We start from the raw sequence: 24,386 nt of genomic DNA on the forward strand, positions 1-24,386 counted from the left end.
AAAGGCGTCGGCAAGCCAGCATGGCCGGACCGGACCGCCCCCGCTTCCCGTCTCCGATCGACGTCATGGGCGGTACGGTAGTATGGCGATTCGATGGAACCCCGATGGATCTGAACAAGCGGCCATGCCCGATATTTCCTCATCTGCCGGCGCCGGCCAGGCGCTCGTCCTGATTGCCGAGGACGAACCCGAGATCGCCGAGATCCTCACCGCATATTTCGCGCGCAGCGGCCTGCGCACCGTGCATGCGGCCGACGGCCGCCGCGCGCTCGAGCTGCACCTGTCGCTGAAGCCCGACCTCGTGCTGCTCGACGTGCAGATGCCGCACGTCGACGGCTGGAAGGTCCTCGCCGAAATTCGCCATCGCGGCAACACGCCGGTCATCATGCTGACCGCGCTCGACCAGGACATCGACAAGCTGACCGGCCTGCGCATCGGCGCCGACGACTACGTGGTCAAGCCGTTCAATCCCGCCGAAGTCGTCGCGCGCGCGCAGGCCGTGCTGCGCCGTTCGATGGCCGACTCGCGCCAGGAAGAACAGCGCGTGCTGCGCGCGGCCCCTTTCGAGATTGATCTCGAGCATCACGAAGCGACGGTCGAGGTCGACGGCACGCGGCACACGCTCGTGCTGACGCTCACCGAATTCAAGCTGCTCGCGCAGCTCGCGCGCACACCGCGGCGCGTGTTCAGCCGCGCCGAGCTGATGGCGACCTGCCTGCCGGAAGGCGACACGCTCGAACGCACGGTGGACAGCCACGTCAGCAAGCTGCGCAAGAAACTGGAAGACCTCGGTGTGAGCGGCGTGCCCGTCAGCGTGCGCGGAGTCGGCTACAAGCTGTGGAGCGGCGAGTGAAGCTCGACGGACTGAGCCGGCAGATCGCGCTGACGATGGGCGCGATGGCGTTCGCGGTGACGCTGCTGGTCGTGCTGACGGCCTACGGGTTCTACTACCTGCTGTATCTGTACCAGCCCGCGTCGTTCGACCAGACGAACTGGTTCCCGACCGGACCGGAGTGGGTGTGGCTGATCGCCACCACGGCGGTCGGGCTCGTGCTGTCGGTCGTCGTCGCGATCCACCTGTCGGGCCGCATCCTCGTGCCGCTGAACTCGGTGACCGACAGCATCCGCCGCGTCGCGCGCGGCGATCTCGGCGCGCGTGCCGTCGCCGGCGACCGTTCGCTGCACGAAGCGGCGCTGCTGGCCGACAATTTCAACGCGCTCGCAAGCGAGCTGCAGCGCGTGACCGAGGAACAGACGTTCTGGAACGCCGCGATCGCGCACGAGTTGCGCACGCCGGTCACCGTGCTGCGCGGTCGCTTGCAGGGGCTCGCCGAAGGCGTGTTCACGCCGAGCGAAGCGCAGTTCCGCAGCCTGCTCACGCAAGTGGAAGGGCTGACGCGGCTGATCGAGGATCTGCGCGTGGTCAGTCTCGCCGATAGCGGCCACCTCAGCATCGAGATCCGCGAAACCGATCTCGCGGCGGACATCCGCGCGGTGGTCGACGTGTTCTCGCACGCGTTGCAGGCCGCCGGCCAGCATCCGGTGCTCGATCTCGACGCGCGGCCGATGCGCTGCGACCCGGTGCGGATCCGTCAGGCGTTGCTCGCGCTGCTGGAGAATGCGCGCCGCCATGCGGCGCCCGGTTCGATCCGGATCGAGACGCGCCTCGAGGGCGGGATGTGCCGCCTGCGCGTCGAGGACGACGGCCCCGGCATTCCGGCCGAGTTCGCGCCGCACGTGTTCAAGGCTTTCCGGCGCGTCGACGATACGCAGCCGGGCGGCAGCGGCCTCGGGCTCGCGGTCGTCGCGGCGATCGCGCACGCGCATCGCGGCGAAGCCGTCTGCACGCCGGCGGCCGGCGGCGGCACGCGGTTCGAGGTGGTTTGGCCCGACAACCTCGAGCCGACGCCGGACGAGCGCCGCTTTCCGGCGCAATCCGCTGCGCAGTCGGCCCCGCCGTCGCCGCCCCTTCCAGGCGCGAGCGACTGACCTGACCGGACGCTCAGCCGCCAGGGCATCACACCGAACGGCCGCGCTCGCACGCGGCCTTGTTCATGCCCGCGTCTCGCGCCCCACGCGTTCGAGCGGCGGATCGAAACCCAGCAGCGTGTACTCCGCGACCGACACGGTCGATTTCCCCGCCGGCCCCTGCACGACGACCGCGCGCACCGCGCCCACCCGGTCGAACTTCAGCCACGTGCCGGCGCTCACCTGGCGCAGCGCTTCCAGCTCCTCGACCCGTGCGATCGCCAGCTTGCGCACCGCGCCGGACACATACACCGGCAGGAACACGAGCGCGATGAAGATCGACACCGTGTCCTTCGACACGCTGTCCAGCACCGGCTGCCCCGACAGCACGAGCGACAGCGACGTCGCGCTGACGAAGATCGCGAGCACCGTCGCGCCCGCGCCGAGCGACGAGAAACGCTCGGCCGCCTGCTTGGTGCGCGCCTTCACCAGCGCGCGCGCCGGCGCCGACGGCACGAGCCATTCGCGCTTCGCGCCGTAATACCCGGCGATCCCGAGGAACACCGTAATCGCGCCACTCACGATGAGTGCGCTGAACAGCGCGCCGAGCATCACGCACACGAACTCGAGCACGAACACGGTGACCAGCGGAACCAGCAGCAGCCGGAACGCATAGCCGTCGCGGCCGTGTCCCTGGATCCACCATTTCACCGGCAGCAGTTGCCAGAAGCGGCTGTCCCGGCGGAGCGAAAGTTGTTGTTCCATGACCCTCAATTCCCGACTGTGCGATTGCGCTGCGTCACTTCATCATGGCTGCACCGCACCACCGGCTTCGATATGCATGCCCGGTGCCCGGCCATCCCGCATCATGCCGCAACCGCCCGTGGAAAACCCGTACCTCGGCCAATCCGGCGCCCGAACACAGCGCAACCGAACGCCTCAGGTTATCAACTGATCCAAAAGATTCATTAGACGATGCTCGCTCCGGCGCGCGATGCTGGCCCGGCCAGTGAACGCGGCGTCATTGCAATGCCGCGCACGAGAATGGAGTGAGACACATGCCTACCGATCACCGTCAACGGCGCCATACGCTGTGGCTGCTGTGCGCGCTGTCGTTCATCCTCTATGTCGACCGCGTGAACCTCGCGACCGCGGCCGGCGCGATCAAGGCCGAACTCGGGTTGTCGAACACCGAGCTCGGCATCGCGTTCTCCGCGTTCGCGTATTCGTACGCGATCTGCCAGATCTTCGGCGGCTGGATCGCCGACCGCTTCGGCGCCCGCATCACGCTGATCGGCTGCGGGCTGATCTGGGTCGCGTCGACGTTCATGACGGGTTTCGTGCACAGCCTCGCGCTGCTGTTCGCCGCGCGCCTGCTGCTCGGGATCGGCGAAGGCGCGACGCTGCCCGCGCAGGCCCGCGCGATCACGCACTGGTTCGCGCGCGAACGGCGCGGCGTCGTGCAGGGCTTCACGCATTCGTTCTCGCGGCTCGGCAACGCGGTCACGCCACCGATCGTCGCCGCGCTGATGACATGGCTGTCGTGGCGCGCGGCATTCTTCGTGATCGGCGCGGTGACGCTGGTGTGGCTCGCATGGTGGTTCGTCGGCTTCCGCGAACACCCGCTCGGCGACGACGACGGCCACACGCGCACCGTCGCCGCCCGGCCCGCGCCGCCGTCGGGCCCGACACCGTGGGCCGCGCTGTTGCGCCGGATGGCGCCGACGATCTTCGTGTACTTCTGTTACGGCTGGACCGCCTGGCTGTTCTTCACGTGGCTGCCGACCTTCTTCCTGAACGGCAAGGGTCTCGACCTGAAGTCGACCGCGCTGTTCGCGTCCGGCGTGTTCTTCGCGGGCGTGGTCGGCGATACGCTCGGCGGCTGGCTGTGCGATCGCATCTACCGCAAGACCGGCAACCTCGCGCTGTCGCGCCAGAGCGTGATCGTCGCGAGCTTCGCCGGCGCACTCGTCTGCATGGTGCCGCTCGCGTTCGTGCATTCGACGGCCGGCATCGCGCTGTGCCTGTCCGGGTCGTTCCTGTGCCTCGAACTGACGATCGGACCGATCTGGGCCGTGCCGAGCGACATCGCGCCGCAACATACGGGCATCGCGAGCGGGATGATGAACGCCGGTTCCGCGATCTCGGGGATCCTGTCGCCGATCCTGTTCGGCTATCTCGTCGACCACACCGGCAGCTGGACGGTGCCGTTCATCGGGTCGGTCGCGATGCTGCTGATCGGTATCGTCGCCGCGCTGCGGATTCGCCCGGATCGCACGCTGTCCGAATCGATGCCGGCGCTCGCCGAGGCGCCGGCCGCGCCGTCGGCGCACTGAAGCCGTTCGCTCCGGGTTCGCCTGCCGCAGCCGCCTCGCCGGCGTCGCCATCACGCTTCACCGCGTTCCGCGATGGTGGTGGCTTGGCTTGGCTTGCTTGGCTGGTTCGGCGTGTTCGGCGTGTTCGGCGTGTTCGGCGTGTTCGGCGTGTTCGGCGTGTTCGGCGTGTTCGGCGTGTTCGGCGTGTTCGGCGTGTTCGGCGTGTTCGGCTTGATCGGCTTGATCGGCCTGCTCGGCTTGATCGGCTTGATCGGCTTGATCGGCCTGCTCGGCTTGATCGGCTTGATCGGCTTGATCGGCCTGCTCGGCCAGCGCGGTTGGCGCGGCTGGCTAGGCCGCCTCGGCTGGCAAACCGCGCCATTACGCATCGCCGTCACCTCCCGCCCCGTCCCGGTGAAACAGCGCGAGAAACTGCTGCGCGGGAATGCTCAGCGGCCGGTCGCGCCGCACGAGGCTCCCGTACGACGGCAGCTTCTGGTCGAGCTCGTAATCGAGGATCGCAACCAGCCCGTGCTCCGCGTTGCGCTGCGCGACCGTCAGCGGAATCACGCCGAGCATCCGCGACCGGTCGACGAGGTTCATCGTCGTCAGGATCGAACCCGTTTCGACCAGCCCACGCGGCATCGGCTGGTGACGCGCATGGAACTCGCGCTCGACGACCTCGCGCGCCGGGCTGCCGGCCGGCTGCAGGATCCACGTGTAGTCGAGCAGCGCGTCGAATTCGACCGGCCCGGCGCCCGCGAGCGGATGGTCGCGGCCCGCGATGATCGCGAGCGCCTCGTCGTCCACCACGCGGAAGTCGCAATCGGTGCCGACATGGCGGCCGATCACCACCTCGAGCACGCCTTCGCGCAACTGCGGCATCAGCCGGTCGCTGGTATCGACCGCGATGTCGATCGCCAGCAGCGGATAGCGCGCCTTCAACTGCACCAGCGCCTCGGTGAGCCGCCCCGGCGACGCCGCCATGATGCTGCCGATCGCGAGCCGCCCCGCGCTGCCGAGCTGCAGCTCGCCGAGCTCGCGATTGAGCGCCTCGACGCTGCCGCGGATCCCGCGGAAATAGCCGAGCACGCGCTCGCCGGCCGGGTTCAGCACGAGCCCGCGCCCGACGCGATCGAACAGCCGTTGGCCGAGCGCGCTCTCCAGTTCGGCCAGCATCTTCGTCGCGGCGGGCTGCGTGAGGCCGAGCTGCCCGGCGGCCGCGCGCAGCGTCGAGCATTCATCCACCGCGAGCAGCAGCGCGATCTGCCGCATCCGCAGCCGGTTCAGCAATTGGGGAGTCGAGTCTCGTCGATCGATCGAGCCCATTTTGATTACTCCAGGTTATCGATTCATCAAGAGTTTTCAATTTACCGACTCATTCCGTCTACCTAGCATGAACCCCATACACCAACGGCCACGCGCCGCCACCGGAGACACCGCATGAACACGCAACCGACCGCCGCCCGCCGCGCGGCCCGTCACGGAGACGCAGCATGACGACCGCCGCCCCCCTGCCCGTCGTCGCGCTGACGCTCGGCGACCCCGCCGGCATCGGCGCCGAACTGATCGCGAAGCTGCTCGCGCGGCCCGACGCGACGTCCCGCGCCAATCTCGTGCTGATCGGCGATCGCTGGCTGTGGGAAGCCGGCCAGCGCGTGGCCGGCGTGACGGTCGACGTCGAGCCCGTCGCGTCGCTCGCCGCCGTGCGCGGCCGGGCGTCCACCACGCGCGCCGCGTTCGTCGCGGTCGACACGATCGATCCGGCGCAGGTCACCGTCGGCCAGGCGGGCGCGGCCGGCGGCCGCTCGACGCTGACCGTGCTCGACCAGTGCCTCGACGCCGCGCTCGCCGGCGACATCGACGCGATCTGCTTCGCGCCGCTGAACAAGTACGCGATGAAGCTCGGCGGGCTCAAGCACGACGACGAGCTGCACCACTTCGCCGCCGCGCTCGGCGTGACCGGCTACTTCTGCGAATTCAACACGCTCGGCGAGCTGTGGACCGCGCGGATCTCGTCGCACATCCCGCTGAAGGATGCGGCGGCCCAACTGAGCGTCGAGCGAATCGAACAGGCCTCCGAACTGATCTACCGATCGCTGCTCGCGAACGGCGTCGCAGCACCGAAGGTAGCGATCGCCGCGTTCAATCCGCACGGCGGCGACGGCGGCAGCTGCGGCCGCGAGGAAGTCGACATCATCGAACCTGCGGTGCGCCAGCTGCAGGCGCGCGACTGGCCGACCGACGCGCCGTTCCACGGCCCGTTCCCCGCCGACACGATCTTCCTGAAGGCGCAGGCCGGCGACTACCAGGCAATCGTCACGATGTACCACGACCAGGGACAGATCGCGATCAAGCTGCTCGGCTTCTCGCGCGGCGTGACCGTGCAGGGCGGGCTGCCCGTGCCGATCACGACGCCCGCGCACGGCACCGCATACGACATCGCGGGCCGCGGCACAGCCGACGTCGGCGCGACCTGGCAGGCGCTGCAGATCGCGTGCCGGATGGGCGCCGCGCGCCGCACGCCCACCGTTTCGGCGTGACGTTCACACGCCCTTTACACACGACAACACCAAATCCTGGAGACACCATCATGAAGATCCGTTCCGTGCGCGCCCGCGTATTCCAGTGGAAAGGCAAGACCGTCCCGCCGCAGGGCAACTTCTGCTCGAACGCGATGGACCTGCTGTACGCGCCGCAGGAAACCATGAGCACGTTCCGCTTCCACGCGTGGACGGTCGTCGAAGTCGAGACCGACGACGGCATCGTCGGCCTCGGCAACGTCGCGCTCGCGCCGCACGTCGCGAAGGTGATCATCGACCAGTACCTCGCGCCGCTCGTGATCGGCCAGGACCCGTGGGACTACGAATACCTGAACCAGCGGATGTATCGCGCGACCCACGCATGGGGCCGCAAGGGGATCGGCATGGCGGCGATCTCGGCGGTCGACATCGCGATCTGGGACATCCTCGGCAAGAGCGTCGGCAAGCCCGTGTTCAAGCTGCTCGGCGGCCGCACCAAGGAAAAGATCCCCTGCTACTACTCGAAGCTCTACCGCACCGACCTGAAGGCGATGCAGGAGGAAGCGCAAAAGTACCTGAAGGAAGGTTTCCGCGCGTTCAAGATGCGCTTCGGCTACGGGCCCGCGCACGGTCAGCAGGGCGTGATGGAGAACCTGAAGTCGGTCGCGGCGATCCGCGAGGTGATCGGCTACGACAACGACCTGATGCTCGAATGCTACATGGGCTGGAACCTCGAGTACGCGAAGCGCATCCTGCCGAAGCTGGAGAAGTACCAGCCGCGCTGGCTCGAGGAGCCGGTGATCGCGGACGACATCGACGGCTACGCGGAACTGAATCAGCTCACGAACATCCCGATCTCCGGCGGCGAGCACGAGTTCTCGCTGTACGGCTTCAAGCAACTGCTGGACCGCAAGGCCGTGTCGGTCGTCCAGTACGACACGAACCGCGTCGGCGGCATCACGATGGCGCACAAGATCAACGCGCTGTGCGAGGCGTACAGCGTGCCGGTGATTCCGCACGCGGGCCAGATGCACAACTATCACCTGACGATGAGCACGCTCGCATCGCCGATGAGCGAGTACTTCCCGATGTTCGACGTCGAGGTCGGCAACGAGCTGTTCTATTACATCTTCGACGGCGAACCGGTGGCCGAGAACGGCTTCCTGCAGCTGCGCGACGACGTGCCGGGCCTCGGCCTCACGCTGAAGACCGAATTCCTCGACCAGTTCGACATCGTCGAGTGAGGCCCGCCATGAACGCACGCTACCAGGGCGTCTTTCCGGTCGCGCCGACGATCTTCGACGCGCACGGCGCGCTCGACCTCGACGGCCAGCGCCGCTGCCTCGACTTCATGATCGATGCCGGTTCGCAAGGCATCTGCATCCACGCGAACTACTCGGAGCAGTTCGCGCTCGGCGACGACGAACGCGACCTGATCACGCGCACCACGCTCGAGCACGTCGCCGGCCGCGTGCCGGTGATCGTCACGACGTCGCATTTCAGCGCGCGGATCTGCGCCGAACGCAACCGCCGCGCGCAGGCGCTCGGCGCCGCGATGGTGATGGTGATGCCGCCGTACCACGGTGCGACGTTCCGCGTGCCCGAAGCGGCGATCCGCGCATTCTTCCGCGAAGTCGCCGACGGCCTCGACATTCCGCTGATGATCCAGGACGCGCCCGCAAGCGGCGTCACGTTGTCCGCCGCGCTGCTCGCGACGCTCGCGCGCGAGATCGACGCCGTGTCGTACTTCAAGATCGAGACGCCCGGCGCCGCGTCGAAGCTGCGCGAGCTGATTGCGCTCGGCGGCGATGCGATCGAAGGGCCGTGGGACGGCGAGGAAGGCATCACGCTGCTCGCCGATCTCGACGCCGGCGCGACCGGCGCGATGACGGGCGGCGGTTATCCGGACGGGATTCGCCGCATCACCGACGCATATTTCGCCGGACGCCGCGACGAAGCCTGCGAGCAATACGCGCGCTGGCTGCCGCTGATCAACTACGAGAACCGCCAGTCGGGTTTCCTGACCGCAAAGGCGCTGATGAAGGAAGGCGGCGTGATCGCATGCGACCGGCCGCGCGCGCCATGGCCCGAACTGCACCCGCCAGTGCGCGCAGGCCTGCTCGACGCGGCGCGGCGGCTCGATCCGCTCGTGCTGCGCTGGGGACGCTAGCCAGACACCGGTTTGCCCCCGCAACGCACGTGCGTTGCACATAGGCGTGACGGCGGTCCGACAGAAGGCCCCCGCCGCCCTTCACATGGACTGGAGACACCATGAACCTGTTGAACCCGGCCAATCCGGCCTATGAAGCCGGCGAAGCCATTCCGGGCCGCCGCTGGCTGCGCGTGATTCCGCCGCTGCTGCTCGCCTGCATCATTTCGTACATGGATCGCGTGAACATCGCCTTCGCGATGCCAGGCGGGATGAACGCCGATCTCGGGATGGACGCGACGATGGCCGGCCTCGCCGGCGGCATCTTCTTCTTCGGCTACCTGTTCCTGCAGATTCCGGGCGGCCGGCGCGCGGCGCTCGGCAGCGGCAAGACCTTCATCGCGTGGTCGCTCGTGAGCTGGGCCGTGCTGTCGGTGCTGACCGGGCTCGTCACCCATACGTGGCAACTCTTGACGCTGCGCTTCATGCTCGGCGTGGCCGAGGGCGGGATGCTGCCGGTCGTGCTGACGATGGTCAGCCACTGGTTTCCCGACCGCGAACGCGGCCGCGCGAACGCGATGGTCATCATGTTCGTGCCGCTCGCCGGCATGATCACCGCGCCGCTGTCCGGCTTCATCCTCGCCGCGTACGACTGGCGTCACCTGTTCTTCAGCGCCGGCGCGCTGTCGCTGCTGTGCCTGTTCGCGTGGATGATGTTCGCCGACGACGGTCCGGAAACCGCGCGCTGGGTCTCGCCGCGCGAAAAGGCGTACATCCTCGACGCGCTGCGCGAAGAGCAGGAGCGCAAGCGCGCCGCCGGCACGCCGGCTGCCGCGTCGTTCGGCGCGATGCTGCGCAACCCGACGATATGGCTGCTGATCGCGATCAACTTCTGCTATCAGGTCGGCATCTACGGCTATACGATGTGGTTGCCGACACTGTTGAAGAACCTCACGCACGGCGGGATGGGGAAAGTCGGACTGCTCGCGATGCTGCCGTACGTCGCGATGATGATCGGGATGTTCGCCACGTCGTATTTGTCTGACCGAACCGGCAAACGGCGCCTGTTCGTGCTGCTGCCGCTGGTCGGGTTCGCCGCGTGCCTTGCGCTGTCGGTGCTCACGCATGCGTCGATGGTCGTGTCGTTCGCATTCCTGATCGGCTGCGGCTTCTTCCTGCAGGCGGCGGCCGGCGTGTTCTGGGCGATTCCGCCGAAGCTGTGCAGCGTCGAGACGGCCGGCAGCGCGCGCGGCCTGATCAACGCGCTCGGCAACCTCGGCGGCTTCTGCGGCCCGTATGCGGTCGGCGTGCTGACCCAGCACGTGAGCGCAGCGGCCGGCGTGTACAGCCTCGCCGTCACGCTCGCGGTGGCCGGCCTGCTCGCGCTGACGCTGCCCCAGCGCTGCGAAGACTGAAGGACACCACACGCGGGCACGCGAACGAAACAACGGAGACACACCATGAACGACATCCTGTTGCTGGTGCAGAAATGCGCCCATACCTTCAGCTTCTACGATCTCGAAACGAAAGCCGCGCTCAAGCACGTCGTGCTGCCGAACTTCCCGCACGAGTTCACCGTCGACGTGAACGACCGCTTTGCGTACGTCGGCATCTTCGGGATCGAGACCGCCTGGTCGCGCGGCCATGAAGGCGATCACCGGATCGCCGAGATCGACCTCGTCGAGCGCACCCACACGCGCATGCTCGACCTGTGGCCGTACTACCGGCCGCACGGGATGGCGACCGACCGCGACGGCCGGCTGTACGCGATGAGCGAGGCGCACGACATGCTGCTCGTGTTCGACCAGCCGACCCGCCAGGCCGTGCCGAACATGGCCGTGCCGTCCGGCGGCGTGAAGACGCACCTCGTGACGCTCACGCGCGATGCGAGCCGCGCATACGGCGTGCACCTGCTGTCGAACACCGTCACGCAGTTCCATCCGCGCGACGCGACCGTCGCGCCGCGCGCGGTGATGCCCGGCCCGCGCCCCGAAGGCAATGCGCTGTCGAGCGACGAGCGCACGCTGTTCGTCGCGAATCGCGGCGACGACACGCTCGTCGAGATCGACACCGACACGATGACCTGCGGCCGCCGCGTGAAGACGCGCAGCGATCCGAACCGGATCTACTGCACCAGCGCGCCGGACGGCCGCGACCTGCTGCTGCTGACCAATTCAGGCGAGCGGTCGATCTCGGTGTTCGATGCACGGCAGCTCGAAGAGATCGAACGCGTCGCGCTGCCCGCGAATCCGACCGCGCTGTCGTTCCATCCGTCGCGGCGCGTCGCGTACGTATCGTTCCAGGACGACTACGTGCGCGAGCTCGATCTCGATGCGTGGCGGTTCGTCGGCGCGTTGCCGACGCTGCGCGAACCGGATGCGTCGTATGTGCTCGCAGGCACGCGCTGAGCAGCGCGACGGTGCGCCGTCGCCGGACGCGATGCCGGCGGCGCTCGTCGACGCGCATCACCACCTGTGGCAACTCGATGCCGGCGCGCACTATCCGTGGCTACAGGAGCAGTACGACCCGGCGCGCTTCATGTTCGGCGATTACGCGGCGCTGTGTCGCGATTTCGGCGTGGCCGACTATCGGCACGCCGCGCAAGGCGCGCCGATCGTCGCGAGCGTGCACGTCGAGGCCGAACGGGCGCGCGACGAAGCGCTCGCGGAGACGCGCTGGCTGCACGCGGTCGCGGCCATGCAAGGGCTGCCGTCGGCGATCGTCGCGTGGGTCGACTTGCTCGCCGGCGACGCGGACGAGCGGCTCGCCGAACAGGCCGCCTGGCCGCGCGTGCGCGGCGTGCGGTTCAAGCCGCGCAGCGCTGCTTCGCCGGATGCAGCCGTCGACGGGCCGGGCACGCTGCGCGATCCGCGCTGGGCGGCCGCGCTGGAACGCCTGGCCGCGCATGGCCTGAGCTGGGATCTGCGCGTGCCGTTCTGGCATCTCGGCGACGCGGCGGCGCTGCTCGCCGATGCGCCCGATGTCGACGTCGTGCTCGAACATGCCGGGCTGCCGTGGGATCGCTCGGAAGCGGGGCTCGCGCGCTGGCGCAGCGGCATGGCAGCGCTCGCGGCATCGCCGCGCGTGACCGTGAAGATCTCCGAACTCGGCTTGCGCGATACGGTGTGGAACGAGGCGGACAACGCGCGGATCATCCGCGACACGATCGCGATATTCGGGTGGGAACGCTGCCTGTTCGCGAGCAATTTTCCGGTGGCGGGGTTGCGGGTGTCGTATCCCGCGTTGCTGCGCACGTTTGCCCTTGCGATGGTGGATCTCGACGAGGTGGCACGCCAGGCGATCTGGCATGACAACGCGATGCGCGTGTACCGGATGGCGTGAACGTGCTTGACTCATCGGCCGGAAGGCCAGAATCGTACGTATCCGGTTGACCGCAGGATGATTCGAAAGGTATACGAAAGCATTGCGCTTCGCGCGTCGACGTCCTTTCAGTCTGCACACCGGCATGATCACTCACCGCAACGGAAACCGGGCCGGCCTTGGCGATGCCGGTACACTTGGCGACATGAGCCACTTTCGCATCACCTACGACGGGCCCGCGCTCGAATCATCCGAAATGGACGTGCGCGAACTCGCCCCCGCCCTTCTCGCCGTCGGCGATCTGCTCGAGGCCTCGACCAAGGCACTCTGCGGGGATCAGGCACGGCCGCAGGTCAACGTTCGAGGCAGCTTCAAGACCGGCAGCTTCGGAATCGACTTCACGCTCGCGACCTCCCTCCTTGGCCGGATGCGCGACATGTTGAGCGGCAGCGAGGGCGCAGCACTCGCCAATGCTGTCACGATTCTGACCGCGCTCGGGATTGCCGGCCCGAAGGTCGGAAAGGGCCTGTTCGCGGTACTTAAATGGTTGCGCGGCCGCCCGATCCAGCGCGTTCAGATGAAAGAGCGCGCCGCCGTACTGCACGTCGACGGCGAGACGCTCGAGATCGAGCTGTTCGTCCTCACCCTGCTCAGGGATGTGAGCGTCAGGGAGGCGACCACCCGCGCGCTCGCGCCGCTGTCGCGCGACGGCGTGACGATTTTCTCGGCCGGCACCGACACGGACGTGTTCGAGACGGTCACCCGGGACGAGATCGACTGGTTCCGCGCCCCCCCGCAAGTCGATGTACTGATCCTCGACGAGCATCGCAAGATGGCGTTCTCGATCGTGTCGCTCGCGTTCAAGGACGACAACAAATGGCGTCTCTACGACGGTGCCGCCACGATTCACGCCGCGATCACCGATGCGAATTTCCTGAAGCGGGTCGACAACAATCAGATCAGCTTCAGCAAGGGCGACGTACTCGTCTGCAGCGTTCGCGTACAGCAGTGGCAGACCGCCGACGGCGCCAAGACCGAATACGAGGTCACGGATGTCCTCGAGCATCGTCCGGCCGCGCGCCAGATTCAGTTGCCGGGACTTTGACTGGCTTGCCGCGTTCGTGAATCATGCGATTCAATGCGGGCATCCCGCCGCGAGCGAACCCCGACATGCCATCCACCATCAGCCTGCGCCCCGCCTCTCCGCAAGACGTGCCATTCCTGCTGAGACTCCGTCAACTCACGATGACCGAGCATCTGCAGCGCGTCGGCACGCCCACCGACGATGACGCGCACCACCAGCGCATCGCGGCGCACTTCGAGGACGCAATGATCGTCTGCGAAGGCGCCGACGCCGCTCCGATCGGCCTGCTGAAAGTGACGCGCGCTACCGCTGAATGGTACGTTCACCAGATCCAGATCCTCCCGTCCCGGCAAGGACAGGGCATCGGCGCAGCCGTGCTGCGCGAGCTGCTGGTCGAAGCGGCGCGCGAACCCGTGCCCGTGGCGCTCGGCGTGCTGCGCGGCAACCCGGCGCGGCGACTCTACGAGCGGCTCGGGTTCCAACTCGTGGCGGAAACGGAGCGCAGTGCGACGCTGATATGGCGCGCGTGACGTTGCGCGGCCCTGCGGCCCCGCCGCCCCGTCGGCGATGCCCGCCGTTGCCGCACGCCCTGCAAAAAACATGAGCCCTCCCGCCGGGAGGGCCCGCTTGCAGACCGCCCAGCCGGACGATCAGTCGTCGTCGCGGCTCGCGACCTTCTGCGTGACACCCCTGAGCTTCGGGTACGGCTGCGACCCCATCATGCCTTTCCACAACACGCGGTTGAACTGATCCGCCGGCACCTCGTCGGCATCGTCGAAGTCGAACTTCGCCGTCACCTTCGCCCAATACGCCGCGTCATGCTTCGGCGTGACATCCGGCCCGGCCGCGTATTGCAGCAGGTTCCCGGCCGCCCCTTCGGCCAGTTGCAGCCCGGTGCCCTTCAGCACCGTCGACGCGACGGCCGTGTAGCTCCACGACGCCGGACCATGCACGTCGAACACGTCGGTCATCGGCCGCTGGTAGGCGGTATTCAGGTTCATGTGCTGCGTGCCGAGCACGTCCTCGATGGTGCGCAGCGCGTTGACCTGGCTGTAACGCGTCCGGATCACCGCGCCCTGCTTCACGTACGGCCCGACGATATACGCGGGCCCGCGGTGTGAATCCACGTGATCGGGGCCGTCCTGCACATCGTCCTCGGTCACGACGATCAACGTGTCGTTCGCATACGGGCTCTTCGCGACGGCCTCGACGAGCCGGCCGACCGCCAGGTCGTTGTCCGCCTGCTGCGTTTCCGGCGTATTCACGCCGGCGAACGCCGTGCCGAACGCCCCCATGTGGTCGTGGGACAAGCGCACCAGCGACAGCGTCGGCAGGTTGCCGCTCGCGACATACTGGTCGAACTCGCGTTTCCACTCGTTGAGGCGCCACTGGTCCGGATAGGTCTGGTCGAAACCACGGAAGTACACGTCGGTCATCGACGCCAGCCGCGGGTCGAGCGCGGCGACCTGCACGACGCCCGCCGCGCGCGGATCGACGATCGGGTTCGCGGCCGTGCCGATGCTGCCGATGTTGTTCACGAGGAACCCGTAGTTGCGGACCGTGCCGCCGCCGGCCAGCACCGCGTCGAAGATGTAGCCGCGCTGGCGGCCGAACGGCGCATCGGACGACGCATGGTTGCCGGTGCCGGGCAGCAGGTTCGCCGCGCCGCCCGGCAGGCCCGCGGCCGCGTTGCTGTAGTTCGTGGTACCCGCCGGGCCGGCCGCCGCGTCGCGTTGCTGCACCGATTCCCAGTTGACCGGCACGCTGCGGTTGGTACCCTCGCTCTCGTACGACAGGCCGCGATTGACCGCCGCATAGTTGATCTGCTGGGTAATCGTCTCCGTGTTGGTGACGCGCCCCTGCAGCGCCCACGACCAGCCGTCCATGCTGCCGTCGCCCGGATTCATGAAGTTGTCGAGCGTCACGAACTGGCTCGCCAGGCGATGGAAGTTCGGCGTGATGTTCCGGCCGAACTGGGCCAGCCGCGGATCGCCGTTGGCGCCGTTGCCGATGTCGCCGAGCACCTGGTCGAACGTGCGGTTTTCCTTGACGACGTAGATCACGTGCTTGATGTGACGGCGCAGGAAGCCCATCACCTCGTTATCCCGGTCGTTGTTTTCAGGGCGATAGAAGTTGTTGCGCGCGGCCTGCTGCGTCAGCGGCGGCAACTCGTTGGCCGCCGGCACCGGCGCACTCACGAGCGACGCGCGCTCGAGCTGGAACTGGTATTCGTTCGACGCGCGCGACGCGGCGGCCTGCGCCGGGGTCGCGCCGAACAGGTGGTCCGGGTTCGGGCCGGTCGTGCTCTTGCCGTTGACCACGTACATCCACGTGCCGTCGGCGCTGAACGTCACGTCGTGCGGCTCGAAGGCGGTCGGAATCAATCCGGTGACGCGATACGCGCGCTCGCCGACGAGCGGGATGACGGCGATTTCGTTCGCGCCGGCGTTGGTCGCATACAGCGTTCGGCCGTCGCGCGACAGCGTGACCGCGTACGTCGCCGCGCCCGTGTGCGCCTGGCCATGCGCCAGCACGCCGGCCGGTGCGCGCGCGTCGATCCGGGTCACGACCGCGTTGGTGTTGGTGTCGATCACCGCGACCTGGTCGGCGTTGTCCTGCGCGACGAACAGCATCGCTTGCGACGCGTCGAGCGTCATGCCGAGCGCGTTGCCGTCCAGCTTGATGCGTTTGACCAGGCGGCCGCGAGACGGCGACGACACGTCGATCGCGACGATTTCGCGATCGCGATCCGACGACACGTACGCGATGCCGTTGCCCTTCATGACGACCGCGAACGGGAACGTGCCGCCAGCGTCGCCGCTGCGGCCTTCGTTGCCGGAGAAGAACGGACGCAGGTCGTGCTCGTAGCGCACGTTGTTGGTCGCGGTATCGATCACGCTGATCGAATCGTTGTAGTTGTTCGCGACGACGAGCGTCTTGCCGTCGGCCGACAACGCGAGCCCGGCCGCGTTCGGCTGCACGCGGATGCCGACGCCCTTGCCGCCGTGGCCGAGCGCGATCGTGGTCGACAGCGCCCACGTGCCGGCCTGCTGCGCATACACGTAGACCGCATCGTCGCTGCCGCCGGTCGCATAGAGCTTGGCGCCGTCATGCGAGAACGCCAGGCCGACGAACGCGTTGGTCTGCTGGAGCACCTGCTTGAGCGCCGGACGGGTCTTGTTCGCGCCCGCAACGTCGTACAGGAAGATGAATTGCGTCGAGTTCGCGGTGTCGACGGAACCGTCCGGCTTGTACAGCGAGTTCTGGCCGGCGGTGATGATCGCCAGCGTCTTGCCGTCCGGGCTCAATTGCGAGCGCACGGCCTCCCCCGCGACGAAATGCGGATAGGCCGGCAGCCCGGGATTCAGGAATTGCTGGACCGCGCCGCGCACGGCCAGCGGCGTGACGAACTGACCACTCGGCACGCGGACGGCATCGACGGCGTTGACGCTATCCGCGTGCACGTTCGCGGCAAGCAGCACGGCCGACATGACGGCTCCGATTCGGAGAGCGCGCTTGACCTGGCTATTTTTCATAGGAATCCTCTGCAATAGTGGGGCGACTACTGTCTGACGTGTCCGGCATGATCCTGGCCTTGTCTGCCCGTGTCGCGCGGTGGCGAGGGCCGTGCCAATCGATCGAATGGGTTGCGCCGACGATCGCCGACGTGCCGGCATTACAGCGCCGCCCAATGTCAAGCGGATGACCGGCTCCATTGCGTGGCCAGCTTATTACACATCGTTACAGCGAAGGCGTTTCGATGACAGCCATCGTGGTGTCATCGTGGCATTCGAGGCCTCGCCCTCAAGGCGTCCAGCGATAAACGGTGATGCTGTTCCCCTTCACGTTGTTCTTCGTCACAACGTATTCACCGTTCGCGCGGCGATATGCGCGGACGCTGTACATCGCATCGATCGCGCTGCTCGTATCCACGGTCGCGGGGCTCGCATTGACGAGCGTCGTGTCGAGGTTGCCGGTGTCGAGGTTGAATGCATCGAGGTTCGGCCACAGCGGCCCGCTGCTGCTGAACCAGTAGCCGACGAACAGATGATTGCCGGCCGCGTCGATCGACTTCGCGCCGCTGTGCGGCAGCGTGATCACCGGATTCGGCTTCGTCGTGTTGCCCGCGCGCCAGCCGTGATAGACCTCGATGCGCGTGCCGATCGAGGTCCAGTCGGTGCTCCCGACCACACCCTGCGCGAGCACCATCGTGTCGCTGTCGGCGAGATAGATGATGCGCGTCAGCGGCTGGATGCTGGCCGGCACCGGCGTCGGCACGCCCGGCCCCCACGACGGCTTGCCGCTCGCATCGAAGCCGGTCAGCGGGTAGTAGTAGATGGCGCCGGTCTTGTCGAGCCCGGCCCAGACGCCGCCCTTGCTGTCGACGCTGAAACCGGCCGACACGCGCCGGGTCGTGTTGAACGCGGGCCCCGGGATCGATCCGTCCGGAATCGCGACATAGCCGTTCGCCGCGTTGAAATGGAAGAAGTAGTAGATCGGCGGGTTCTGGCCTGCCGCGACGAGAATCCGGTTCGCGCCGGCCGACGTCAGCAGCCCGAAGTGCTCGTCGCGCTGGGTGTCGCTCATGTCGATGCGCGGGTCCGACGGATACGTGAACGGATCGACGGTGTTCGCGACGAAGGTGCCGCCCGCCGTGCCGCTGTACACGTGCGTGCCGCTATAGAACAGCGCGCCGTCCGTGACCGGATCCGGTGCGGCGATGCCTTCGAAGTTGAGCGACTGCAGCGTCCACCGCAGGCTGCCCGCGCTGCTGTACGCGTGAATGTCGGTCGCGCCGTTGCGGCCGAGATCCCAGCTGCCGCCCCACGGGTTGTTGAGCACGTACAGGTTACCGGCGGTGTCCTTGCCGATGCCGGCGATCCGGGTGAAGCGCTGCGCGCCGACCTGCCCCTTGATGCCCGTCGTCGTGTCGAGATAGCCGCCGCGCACGCCGAAGGTGCCGGCCAGTGCGGGCCGGCCCGCGACCGTATAGCGCTTGATGTTCAGGTCGGGGCCTTCGTCGCCGACCAGCAGTTGCCCCGCCGCCGCATCGAAATAGAGCGCCGACGGCTGCGACCCGGCGGCCAGCCGGATCGTGTTCAGCAGTGCGCCGGCCGGGCTGAATTCGACGATCGAACCCGCGCTCTTCTGCGCGACCCAGACGTTGCCCGCCCCGTCGACCGCGAGCGCGCCCGGCGCGGCCACGTTGAGGTCCCGCTGCCAGACGCCGTCGGTCGTGAACACCCGCACGCGATTGCCGTAGAAATCGCTCGCGTAGAGCAGCGAGCCGGCCGTGGCGAGCCCGGTGACGACGTCGATGCGCGGCTGGTTGCTCGCCGCGCTGACCTGGATCAGCTTGTCGCGGAACCGGGTCGCGCGGTTGTAGCGCCCGACCGCCCCGCTGCCGTACCCCTTGCCGGGCTGCAGCGCAACGAACAGCGACGTCGCGTTGCCCGTGATCGCGCTGCCCTGGAATTCGGAATGCGTGCCGAACGAGCCGGCGCTCTTGCCGTTCTGGTAGATCGCGACGCCGCCTTCGTCCTCGTCCCACATCGACGCGGTGTAGATCACGCCTTCGGGCGCGACCCACATCGAGCGCGCGACATTGCCGACGTGTGCCGCGAGCGTGCCGTAGGTATTCGCCAGCCAGTCAGTGGTGTTACCCGCGTATCCGGCCGGCGCAAGCGCGGCGATCGCGGCGGCCAGCAGCACGGCCTGAAGCGGTTTTCTGGCGACCATGGCTGATGCTCTCCTGAATGGTTCGGTCATTCACATGAGGGGGCGGCCGGATGGTTTGAAATCGGTCATGCGTAAATTCTTCCCCTGAATCATCCGGCGCAGTCGGAATTACATCGGGCGTGCATTCGATAATTCGGCGAAGCCGAGCATAACTTCATATAAATCGAAAAAAATTGCGGACCGCTTGCCAGGCGGGGCGCGCGACTACGCAACAGTGAATGTTCACTTACGCGCGTGGCGCGATATCGGGGGAATCAGGCTTGCGCCTGCGGGAAATAGCGCCGCTGATTCGAATGCGACGGTTTGAAATAGCGGAGGGATGATTCGGCGGATCGGGAAAATCGCCGGATGCGGATAAAGGAATGACCGCGGGAGGGTATCGCGCCGGCCTGAATCCGTATCGAATCCAGGCCGGCGCACATCATTTACAACCGGGAAATCACGCGGACGTCGCCGTCTCCCGCGCCTCCGCCTGCTTGATCCCGTCGTTGCCGCCCGCATCGGCATCGTCGCGCGGTTCACCGAGCTGGCCCTCCCACTTCGCGACCACGGCAGCCGCGATCGAGTTGCCGACGGCGTTGGTGGCCGAGCGTCCCATGTCGAGGAACATGTCGACGCCCATGATCAGCAGCAGCCCGGCTTCCGGCAGGTGGAACTGGTTGAGCGTCGCCGCGATCACGACGAGCGACGCGCGCGGCACGCCCGCCATCCCCTTCGACGTGACCATCAGCATCAGCAGCATCGTGATCTGCGTGCCGAGCGGCAGGTCGATCCCGTACACCTGCGAGATGAACAGCACCGCGAACGTGCAGTACATCATCGAGCCGTCCAGGTTGAACGAGTACCCGATCGGCAGCACGAAGCTCGAGATCTTGCGATTCACGCCGAAGCGGTCGAGCGCGTCGAGCAGCTTCGGATACGCGGCTTCGGAGCTCGCCGTCGCGAACGACAGCAGGAACGGCTCGCGAATCAGGCGGATCAGCGTGAACGCGCGCTTGCCGAGGAACGCCACGCCGGCGAGCGTCAGCACGCCCCACAGCAGCGCCAGCGCCAGGTAGAAGCTCGCCATGAACTTCGCGAACGTGAGGAGGATGCCGAGCCCTTCCGTCGTGACCGTCGACGCCAGCGCGGCGAACACGGCGACCGGCGCGAACCCCATCACCGCGCCCGTCACCTTCAGCATGACCTGCGCGAGATCGTCGATCACGCCGGTCAGGCGCTTGCCGGCATCGCCGAGCGCAGACAGCGCGGTACCGAAGAAGATCGAGAACACGACGATCTGCAGGATCTCGTTGTTCGCCATCGCCTCGGCGATCGACTTCGGCACCAGGTGGACGACGAAATCCTTCAGTGTGAACGCCCCCGTCTTCAGGTTCAGCGCCGCGTCGGAGGCCGGCAACGGCAGGCTCAGGTGGCTGCCCGGCTTCAGGATCGTCGCGGTGATCAGGCCGAGCACCAGCGACGTGAACGACGCGATGAAGAACCAGCCGAACGCTTTCACGCCCACGCGGCCGACCGATCCGCTGTCGCCCATCTGCGCGATGCCGACGGTCAGCGTCGCGAACACCAGCGGCGCGATGATCATCTTGATCAGCCGCAGGAACACGTCGGACAGCAGCGACACGTAGCCGGCGACTTCCTTGGCCATTTTCGGGTCGGGAAACGCGCTATGACAGGCGTAGCCCACGGCGATACCCAGCGCCATCGCGATGACGATGTAGCGGGTGATGTTGTGCTTCTTCTTCATTAGCAATCCAAATTACAGAACATGTGTTTCCAGCGGCTGGCAAATCGCCGGCTTCGAATCCGGGACAGCGTTCCGCAGGTGCGGCGCACGCCCGTTTCGGGTGCCGGAGCCCGTCCGTGGGCAGGGCCACGGCGCGCAGGGGGGGGCATTCTATCGCAAACGCCGGACAATCTTTCAAATGTGAAAACGGAGGCCGTGCGCGGTGCGGGGAAGGAGGCGGGGCGGGCTTTCGCCGGCCGGAGGCCGGTCGGCCGGTGGACCGGCGGGCCGCGATGCCGGTGCGGGATTCGGGCACGGTCGTGCCCGGCTGTCAGCCCGGCCGTGCGCGGGACCCCGGCGCAATCGGCGAACGATGCATCACGCCCTCGACGTGCCGGGTCGCGGCATGAACCGGCACAGGCACAGCGGCACCACGACCAGCGCGGCGCCGGCCAGAAACGTGGTCGACGCGCCGAAGCGGGTCCACAGCGCGCCGGCGATGCTGCTCGCGAGCAGCATGCAGAGGCCGCTCACCAGGTTGAATACGCCGAACGCGGTGCCGCGCAGCGTGGCCGGCGAGGTTTCCGACACCATCGCGGCGAGAATGCCCTGGGTAAAGCCCATATGCAGCCCCCACACGGCCACGCCGGCGAACATCGAGAACGTCGACGTGCCGATGCCGAGCAGCAGGTCGGCCGCGATCAGCAGCACCATGCCGGCCGCGAGCAGCACGCGGCGATCCAGCCGGTCCGACAGGACGCCGATCGGCCAGGCGGACAGCGAATAGGCGACACTCATCGCGACCATCACGGCCGGGATCCACGCCGCATCGAGCCCGGTCTGCTGCGCACGCAGCACCAGGAACGCCTCGCTGAAGCGTGCCAGCGTAAACGTCGCGCCGGCCGCGACGACGAACCAGTAGCCGCGGGGGAACGCGCGCAGGGCGCGCCAGCGCAGCGGCGAGCGAAAGCGCCGACGCGGTTCCGACTGCTCGGGCTCCCGTACCCCGAACACGATCAATGCGATCGCGACGAAGGCCGGCACCACGGCGAACCACAGCACGGTCCGGATGCGGTCCTCGAACCCGAGCATCAGCACGATGGCGAGCATCGGGCCAAGAAACGCGCCCACGGTATCCATCGACTGGCGCAAGCCGAAGCAGGCGCCGCGGATTTCAGGCGGGGCGACGTCGGCCACCAGCGCGTCCCGCGGGGCGCCGCGAATCCCTTTGCCGACGCGGTCGAGCAGGCGGGCCGTCACGACGATGGCCGGCGTGGACGCCAGCGGAAACAACGGCTTGGTCAACGCAGCGAGGCCGTAGCCGGCCAGCAGCAACCCCTTGCGGCGCCCAAGCCAGTCGCTGATCGCGCCGGAGAACACCTTGACGATCATCGCGGTCGCTTCGGCCGCCCCTTCGAGGATGCCGAGCGCGACCACGCTCATGCCCATGGTCGACACCAGATAGATCGGCAGCAGCGCATGGATCAGCTCGGACGACAGGTCCATGAACAGGCTCACGAGGCCCAGCGCCCACACGGTCCGTGGAATAGCGGGCTTTCCGGCAATCGGTGATGAAGTCGTCATGATGGGTCGACATCAAGATTGGGAGCGGTGCGGCGTGCCCCAGGGGTTCCCGGTCGCGGCGGGTACGCCGTTTCGCAGGAGCGCGTCAGCGGCCGGCCACCGGCACGCCGCGCGGCAATACCAGCGTGACAGGGCCGTTCGCCCGGTCGCCCGCCACCTCGACACGCGACGCAGCACATGTCGGCGACGGGAAGCCGGAGGCTTCAGCCACTGGCGCGCACGTCCGATCCGACCCAGCGGAACAACCGGGGGCCGAACGACACGGTCACGATCAGCAGGATAACCGTCAGCCCGACATTCCACGCCAGGATCATCACGGTCGCATCGAGTGGATGAAAGAGCGACAGCGCGACACCCGTCGTCGCCGAGACGGCGAGGCTTCCCGCCATTGCCACCGGCATCGGCGCCAGATGCGCGACGTGGCGCAGCATGATCAGCAGCAGCAGCGTGAGCGGCACGCCGATGAGCACCAGCGTTCCGAAGCACCGCGCCGTTTCGCCGGGCGACATCCCGTTCGGACCGAGTTCGACCCAGTTGGTAAGACAACCGTAGCCGACGGTCGACATCCACACGGCCAGTGCCGGCAGCGGCAACAACGCCCAACGCAACGACCGCCCCGGCACGCTCGCGATGAACGCGCCCACCGCGGCGAGGATGCCGGTCAACGCGGCGGCCGACACGCTCGTCACGAACACGCGTTCGTGCAGCCTGAACGGCAGGTCCGGCCGCATACCGTGGACAAACGCGACCGACAGCAGCAGCAGCGCGGCCAGCAGCAGCCAGCCGACCGCGCGTCGGACCGGCTGGCGCAGCGGCCGAACCGGCGCGCCGTCGGCGACCAGCGATTCGATCAGTTCCGGCGTTGACTGCTTCATTGGCGCTTCTCCCGATGATCGAGCAGCTTGCGCAGCGCTTTCAGCCCGCGATGCACGGCTACCTTCAAGGCCGCCACCGTCATGCCGGTGGCCACGGCGGCTTCCTTCAACGACTTTTCCTCCAGCTTGAGCATCTGGATCGCATCGCGCTGCCCCTGAGGCAACCGGGCCAGCGCTTCATGCAGTACCCGCGCGTCGGCCGCCTGTTCCATAAGATTCGCTCCATCGCCCGGGATGGTTTCGTGGTCCGGGTCCAGCGGCAGCTCGCGTGACGCATGGCGCCCCTGGCGGCGCAATGCGTCGACCACGCGGCGGCTCGCGATCGCGACCAGCCACGGGCCGAACGGCCGCTCGGGCGCGTAGGTGTGCCGCACCTGGTGAATGGTCATGAGAATCTCCTGTACGACGTCCTCGACGGTGTCGGGATGGACGCCGTGGCGGGCGACGAACCGCCGGAGATACGGCGTGACGCTCTCGAGCAACCGGCGGTACGCGGCGCGATCGCCGATCTGCGCACACGCCATCAGCATCGACCAGTCCGGCGCCCCGTCCTCCCGAAGCGGTGGCGGCTTGCTGTCGGCAGCTTGCGCCGCGGCTGGCCGAACCAGTCGGACGTGCGCGTCACGAGGGTGTCTCTCGTCTGTCATGTTCCTGGTATCCAGCGACAAAGTCCGGCGCAGAAAATTTTCCGGCACGCTGCGTAACCTTTAGTCGTGGCAGAGCGAATTTTCTGACAAGGTCGCTCATCGGCGATCCCTACTTCAGGAGAAGACACCATGAGCAAATCCGTTTCCGCCATCTCGTCCCTGTCCGCCGCCATCGGGCTCGCGCTCGCCGTGCAAGCCGCGCCGAGCCAGGCACAAGCCATGAAAGATATGAGCAATATGCCGCAGATCGTCAAGGACAACATGGCCCGGATGTCGCAAAACCATCTCGAGAAATGTTACGGCATCAACGCGGTCGCGAAAAACGACTGTGCCGAGGGCGCGCACTCGTGTGCCGGTCAGGCGACGCAGGCTCGCGACACGAAGTCCTTCGTACTGCTACCTGCCGGCGACTGCGGCAAGATCGCGGGCGGCAAGCTCAAGGCGAGCTGAAGGTTC

21 protein-coding genes are annotated in these 24,386 nt (G+C 67.4%); 12 read left to right on the forward strand and 9 right to left on the reverse strand.

What is annotated here, in order from left to right:
* Window positions 1–124: 124 nt before the first annotated feature.
* Window positions 125–853, forward strand: a complete 729-nt coding sequence (locus GEM_RS27045) for a response regulator (protein ID WP_014900612.1) — start codon at window positions 125–127, stop codon at window positions 851–853.
* Complete coding sequence (locus GEM_RS27050) at window positions 850–1,989, forward strand: ATP-binding protein (protein ID WP_014900613.1); 1,140 nt, start codon at window positions 850–852, stop codon at window positions 1,987–1,989. Before GEM_RS27045 ends, GEM_RS27050 begins: the two co-directional genes overlap by 4 nt.
* Window positions 1,990–2,052: 63 nt before the next feature.
* On the opposite strand, the gene GEM_RS27055 is transcribed toward GEM_RS27050, so the two are convergent.
* Window positions 2,053–2,733 (reverse strand): hypothetical protein, encoded by a 681-nt coding sequence (locus GEM_RS27055; RefSeq protein WP_014900614.1) that lies wholly within the window; start codon window positions 2,731–2,733, stop codon window positions 2,053–2,055.
* Between the two features lie 293 nt (window positions 2,734–3,026).
* Between GEM_RS27055 and GEM_RS27060 the strand changes: the two genes are divergently transcribed.
* Window positions 3,027–4,304 (forward strand): MFS transporter, encoded by a 1,278-nt coding sequence (locus GEM_RS27060; RefSeq protein WP_014900615.1) that lies wholly within the window; start codon window positions 3,027–3,029, stop codon window positions 4,302–4,304.
* A 50-nt stretch (window positions 4,305–4,354) separates the two neighbouring features.
* Here the strand turns inward: GEM_RS27060 and GEM_RS27065 are convergent, their stop codons facing one another.
* Together GEM_RS27065 and GEM_RS27070 are read right to left on the reverse strand one after the other, a co-directional pair.
* Window positions 4,355–4,672, reverse strand: coding sequence for a hypothetical protein (locus GEM_RS27065; protein ID WP_014900616.1), 318 nt, complete (start codon window positions 4,670–4,672; stop codon window positions 4,355–4,357).
* On the reverse strand, window positions 4,665–5,612 hold the full coding sequence (locus GEM_RS27070; RefSeq protein WP_014900617.1) for a LysR family transcriptional regulator: 948 nt from the start codon (window positions 5,610–5,612) through the stop codon (window positions 4,665–4,667). The genes GEM_RS27065 and GEM_RS27070 overlap by 8 nt, the downstream gene beginning before the upstream one ends.
* Before the next feature lie 167 nt (window positions 5,613–5,779).
* Between GEM_RS27070 and GEM_RS27075 the strand changes: the two genes are divergently transcribed.
* The 8 genes from GEM_RS27075 to GEM_RS27110 all read left to right on the forward strand — a co-directional run bounded on the left by GEM_RS27075 (window position 5,780) and on the right by GEM_RS27110 (window position 13,889).
* Window positions 5,780–6,826 (forward strand): 4-hydroxythreonine-4-phosphate dehydrogenase PdxA, encoded by a 1,047-nt coding sequence (locus GEM_RS27075; RefSeq protein WP_014900618.1) that lies wholly within the window; start codon window positions 5,780–5,782, stop codon window positions 6,824–6,826.
* Between the two features lie 50 nt (window positions 6,827–6,876).
* A complete protein-coding gene (locus tag GEM_RS27080; RefSeq protein ID WP_014900619.1) occupies window positions 6,877–8,049 on the forward strand; it encodes an L-rhamnonate dehydratase in 1,173 nt (390 codons plus the stop codon).
* Window positions 8,050–8,057: 8 nt separating this feature from the next.
* Window positions 8,058–8,975 (forward strand): dihydrodipicolinate synthase family protein, encoded by a 918-nt coding sequence (locus GEM_RS27085; protein ID WP_014900620.1) that lies wholly within the window; start codon window positions 8,058–8,060, stop codon window positions 8,973–8,975.
* A 101-nt stretch (window positions 8,976–9,076) separates the two neighbouring features.
* Window positions 9,077–10,369: an MFS transporter gene (locus GEM_RS27090; RefSeq protein ID WP_014900621.1), complete on the forward strand. Its 1,293-nt coding sequence runs from the start codon at window positions 9,077–9,079 to the stop codon at window positions 10,367–10,369.
* A 45-nt stretch (window positions 10,370–10,414) separates the two neighbouring features.
* Window positions 10,415–11,362 (forward strand): YncE family protein, encoded by a 948-nt coding sequence (locus tag GEM_RS27095; protein WP_014900622.1) that lies wholly within the window; start codon window positions 10,415–10,417, stop codon window positions 11,360–11,362.
* Window positions 11,340–12,296, forward strand: coding sequence for an amidohydrolase family protein (locus GEM_RS27100; protein ID WP_014900623.1), 957 nt, complete (start codon window positions 11,340–11,342; stop codon window positions 12,294–12,296). The genes GEM_RS27095 and GEM_RS27100 overlap by 23 nt, the downstream gene beginning before the upstream one ends.
* Window positions 12,297–12,420: 124 nt before the next feature.
* Window positions 12,421–13,380 (forward strand): hypothetical protein, encoded by a 960-nt coding sequence (locus tag GEM_RS27105; RefSeq protein WP_014900624.1) that lies wholly within the window; start codon window positions 12,421–12,423, stop codon window positions 13,378–13,380.
* Window positions 13,381–13,445: 65 nt separating this feature from the next.
* Window positions 13,446–13,889, forward strand: coding sequence for a GNAT family N-acetyltransferase (locus GEM_RS27110; RefSeq protein ID WP_041490851.1), 444 nt, complete (start codon window positions 13,446–13,448; stop codon window positions 13,887–13,889).
* 120 nt (window positions 13,890–14,009) lie between these two features.
* Here the strand turns inward: GEM_RS27110 and GEM_RS27115 are convergent, their stop codons facing one another.
* The 6 genes from GEM_RS27115 to GEM_RS27140 form a co-directional block, all read right to left on the reverse strand.
* Window positions 14,010–16,895 carry a beta-propeller fold lactonase family protein gene (locus tag GEM_RS27115; RefSeq protein WP_041490852.1) on the reverse strand — a complete coding sequence of 962 codons (2,886 nt, stop codon included), beginning with the start codon at window positions 16,893–16,895 and terminating at the stop codon, window positions 14,010–14,012.
* A 268-nt stretch (window positions 16,896–17,163) separates the two neighbouring features.
* A complete protein-coding gene (locus GEM_RS27120) occupies window positions 17,164–19,098 on the reverse strand; it encodes an SMP-30/gluconolactonase/LRE family protein (protein WP_014900627.1) in 1,935 nt (644 codons plus the stop codon).
* Window positions 19,099–19,537: 439 nt separating this feature from the next.
* Complete coding sequence (locus tag GEM_RS27125) at window positions 19,538–20,845, reverse strand: dicarboxylate/amino acid:cation symporter (RefSeq protein WP_014900628.1); 1,308 nt, start codon at window positions 20,843–20,845, stop codon at window positions 19,538–19,540.
* Between the two features lie 357 nt (window positions 20,846–21,202).
* Window positions 21,203–22,408 carry an MFS transporter gene (locus GEM_RS27130; RefSeq protein WP_014900629.1) on the reverse strand — a complete coding sequence of 402 codons (1,206 nt, stop codon included), beginning with the start codon at window positions 22,406–22,408 and terminating at the stop codon, window positions 21,203–21,205.
* A gap of 203 nt (window positions 22,409–22,611) precedes the next feature.
* Window positions 22,612–23,283 (reverse strand): NrsF family protein, encoded by a 672-nt coding sequence (locus GEM_RS27135; protein WP_014900630.1) that lies wholly within the window; start codon window positions 23,281–23,283, stop codon window positions 22,612–22,614.
* Window positions 23,280–23,930 carry a sigma-70 family RNA polymerase sigma factor gene (locus GEM_RS27140; protein WP_039321543.1) on the reverse strand — a complete coding sequence of 217 codons (651 nt, stop codon included), beginning with the start codon at window positions 23,928–23,930 and terminating at the stop codon, window positions 23,280–23,282. Before GEM_RS27140 ends, GEM_RS27135 begins: the two co-directional genes overlap by 4 nt.
* Window positions 23,931–24,059: 129 nt before the next feature.
* On the opposite strand from GEM_RS27140, the gene GEM_RS27145 reads away from it, so the two are divergent.
* Window positions 24,060–24,380, forward strand: coding sequence for a DUF2282 domain-containing protein (locus GEM_RS27145; RefSeq protein ID WP_014900632.1), 321 nt, complete (start codon window positions 24,060–24,062; stop codon window positions 24,378–24,380).
* Window positions 24,381–24,386 lie beyond the last annotated feature (6 nt).

The sequence above is a fragment of the Burkholderia cepacia GG4 genome (assembly GCF_000292915.1).
In the GTDB taxonomy this organism is placed as follows: Bacteria; Pseudomonadota; Gammaproteobacteria; order Burkholderiales; family Burkholderiaceae; genus Burkholderia; species Burkholderia cepacia_D.

Bases quoted from the DNA above. Each gene is read 5' to 3' on its own strand.
- GEM_RS27045 (WP_014900612.1), top strand. From the start codon at position 125: ATGCCCGATATTTCCTCATCTGCCGGCGCCGGCCAGGCGCTCGTCCTG.
- GEM_RS27055 (WP_014900614.1), bottom strand. From the start codon at position 2,733: ATGGAACAACAACTTTCGCTCCGCCGGGACAGCCGCTTCTGGCAACTG.
- GEM_RS27060 (WP_014900615.1), top strand. From the start codon at position 3,027: ATGCCTACCGATCACCGTCAACGGCGCCATACGCTGTGGCTGCTGTGC.
- GEM_RS27065 (WP_014900616.1), bottom strand. From the start codon at position 4,672: ATGCGTAATGGCGCGGTTTGCCAGCCGAGGCGGCCTAGCCAGCCGCGC.
- GEM_RS27070 (WP_014900617.1), bottom strand. From the start codon at position 5,612: ATGGGCTCGATCGATCGACGAGACTCGACTCCCCAATTGCTGAACCGG.
- GEM_RS27075 (WP_014900618.1), top strand. From the start codon at position 5,780: ATGACGACCGCCGCCCCCCTGCCCGTCGTCGCGCTGACGCTCGGCGAC.
- GEM_RS27080 (WP_014900619.1), top strand. From the start codon at position 6,877: ATGAAGATCCGTTCCGTGCGCGCCCGCGTATTCCAGTGGAAAGGCAAG.
- GEM_RS27085 (WP_014900620.1), top strand. From the start codon at position 8,058: ATGAACGCACGCTACCAGGGCGTCTTTCCGGTCGCGCCGACGATCTTC.
- GEM_RS27090 (WP_014900621.1), top strand. From the start codon at position 9,077: ATGAACCTGTTGAACCCGGCCAATCCGGCCTATGAAGCCGGCGAAGCC.
- GEM_RS27095 (WP_014900622.1), top strand. From the start codon at position 10,415: ATGAACGACATCCTGTTGCTGGTGCAGAAATGCGCCCATACCTTCAGC.
- GEM_RS27100 (WP_014900623.1), top strand. From the start codon at position 11,340: ATGTGCTCGCAGGCACGCGCTGAGCAGCGCGACGGTGCGCCGTCGCCG.
- GEM_RS27105 (WP_014900624.1), top strand. From the start codon at position 12,421: ATGATCACTCACCGCAACGGAAACCGGGCCGGCCTTGGCGATGCCGGT.
- GEM_RS27110 (WP_041490851.1), top strand. From the start codon at position 13,446: ATGCCATCCACCATCAGCCTGCGCCCCGCCTCTCCGCAAGACGTGCCA.
- GEM_RS27115 (WP_041490852.1), bottom strand. From the start codon at position 16,895: ATGAAAAATAGCCAGGTCAAGCGCGCTCTCCGAATCGGAGCCGTCATG.
- GEM_RS27120 (WP_014900627.1), bottom strand. From the start codon at position 19,098: ATGGTCGCCAGAAAACCGCTTCAGGCCGTGCTGCTGGCCGCCGCGATC.
- GEM_RS27125 (WP_014900628.1), bottom strand. From the start codon at position 20,845: ATGAAGAAGAAGCACAACATCACCCGCTACATCGTCATCGCGATGGCG.
- GEM_RS27130 (WP_014900629.1), bottom strand. From the start codon at position 22,408: ATGACGACTTCATCACCGATTGCCGGAAAGCCCGCTATTCCACGGACC.
- GEM_RS27135 (WP_014900630.1), bottom strand. From the start codon at position 23,283: ATGAAGCAGTCAACGCCGGAACTGATCGAATCGCTGGTCGCCGACGGC.
- GEM_RS27140 (WP_039321543.1), bottom strand. From the start codon at position 23,930: ATGACAGACGAGAGACACCCTCGTGACGCGCACGTCCGACTGGTTCGG.
- GEM_RS27145 (WP_014900632.1), top strand. From the start codon at position 24,060: ATGAGCAAATCCGTTTCCGCCATCTCGTCCCTGTCCGCCGCCATCGGG.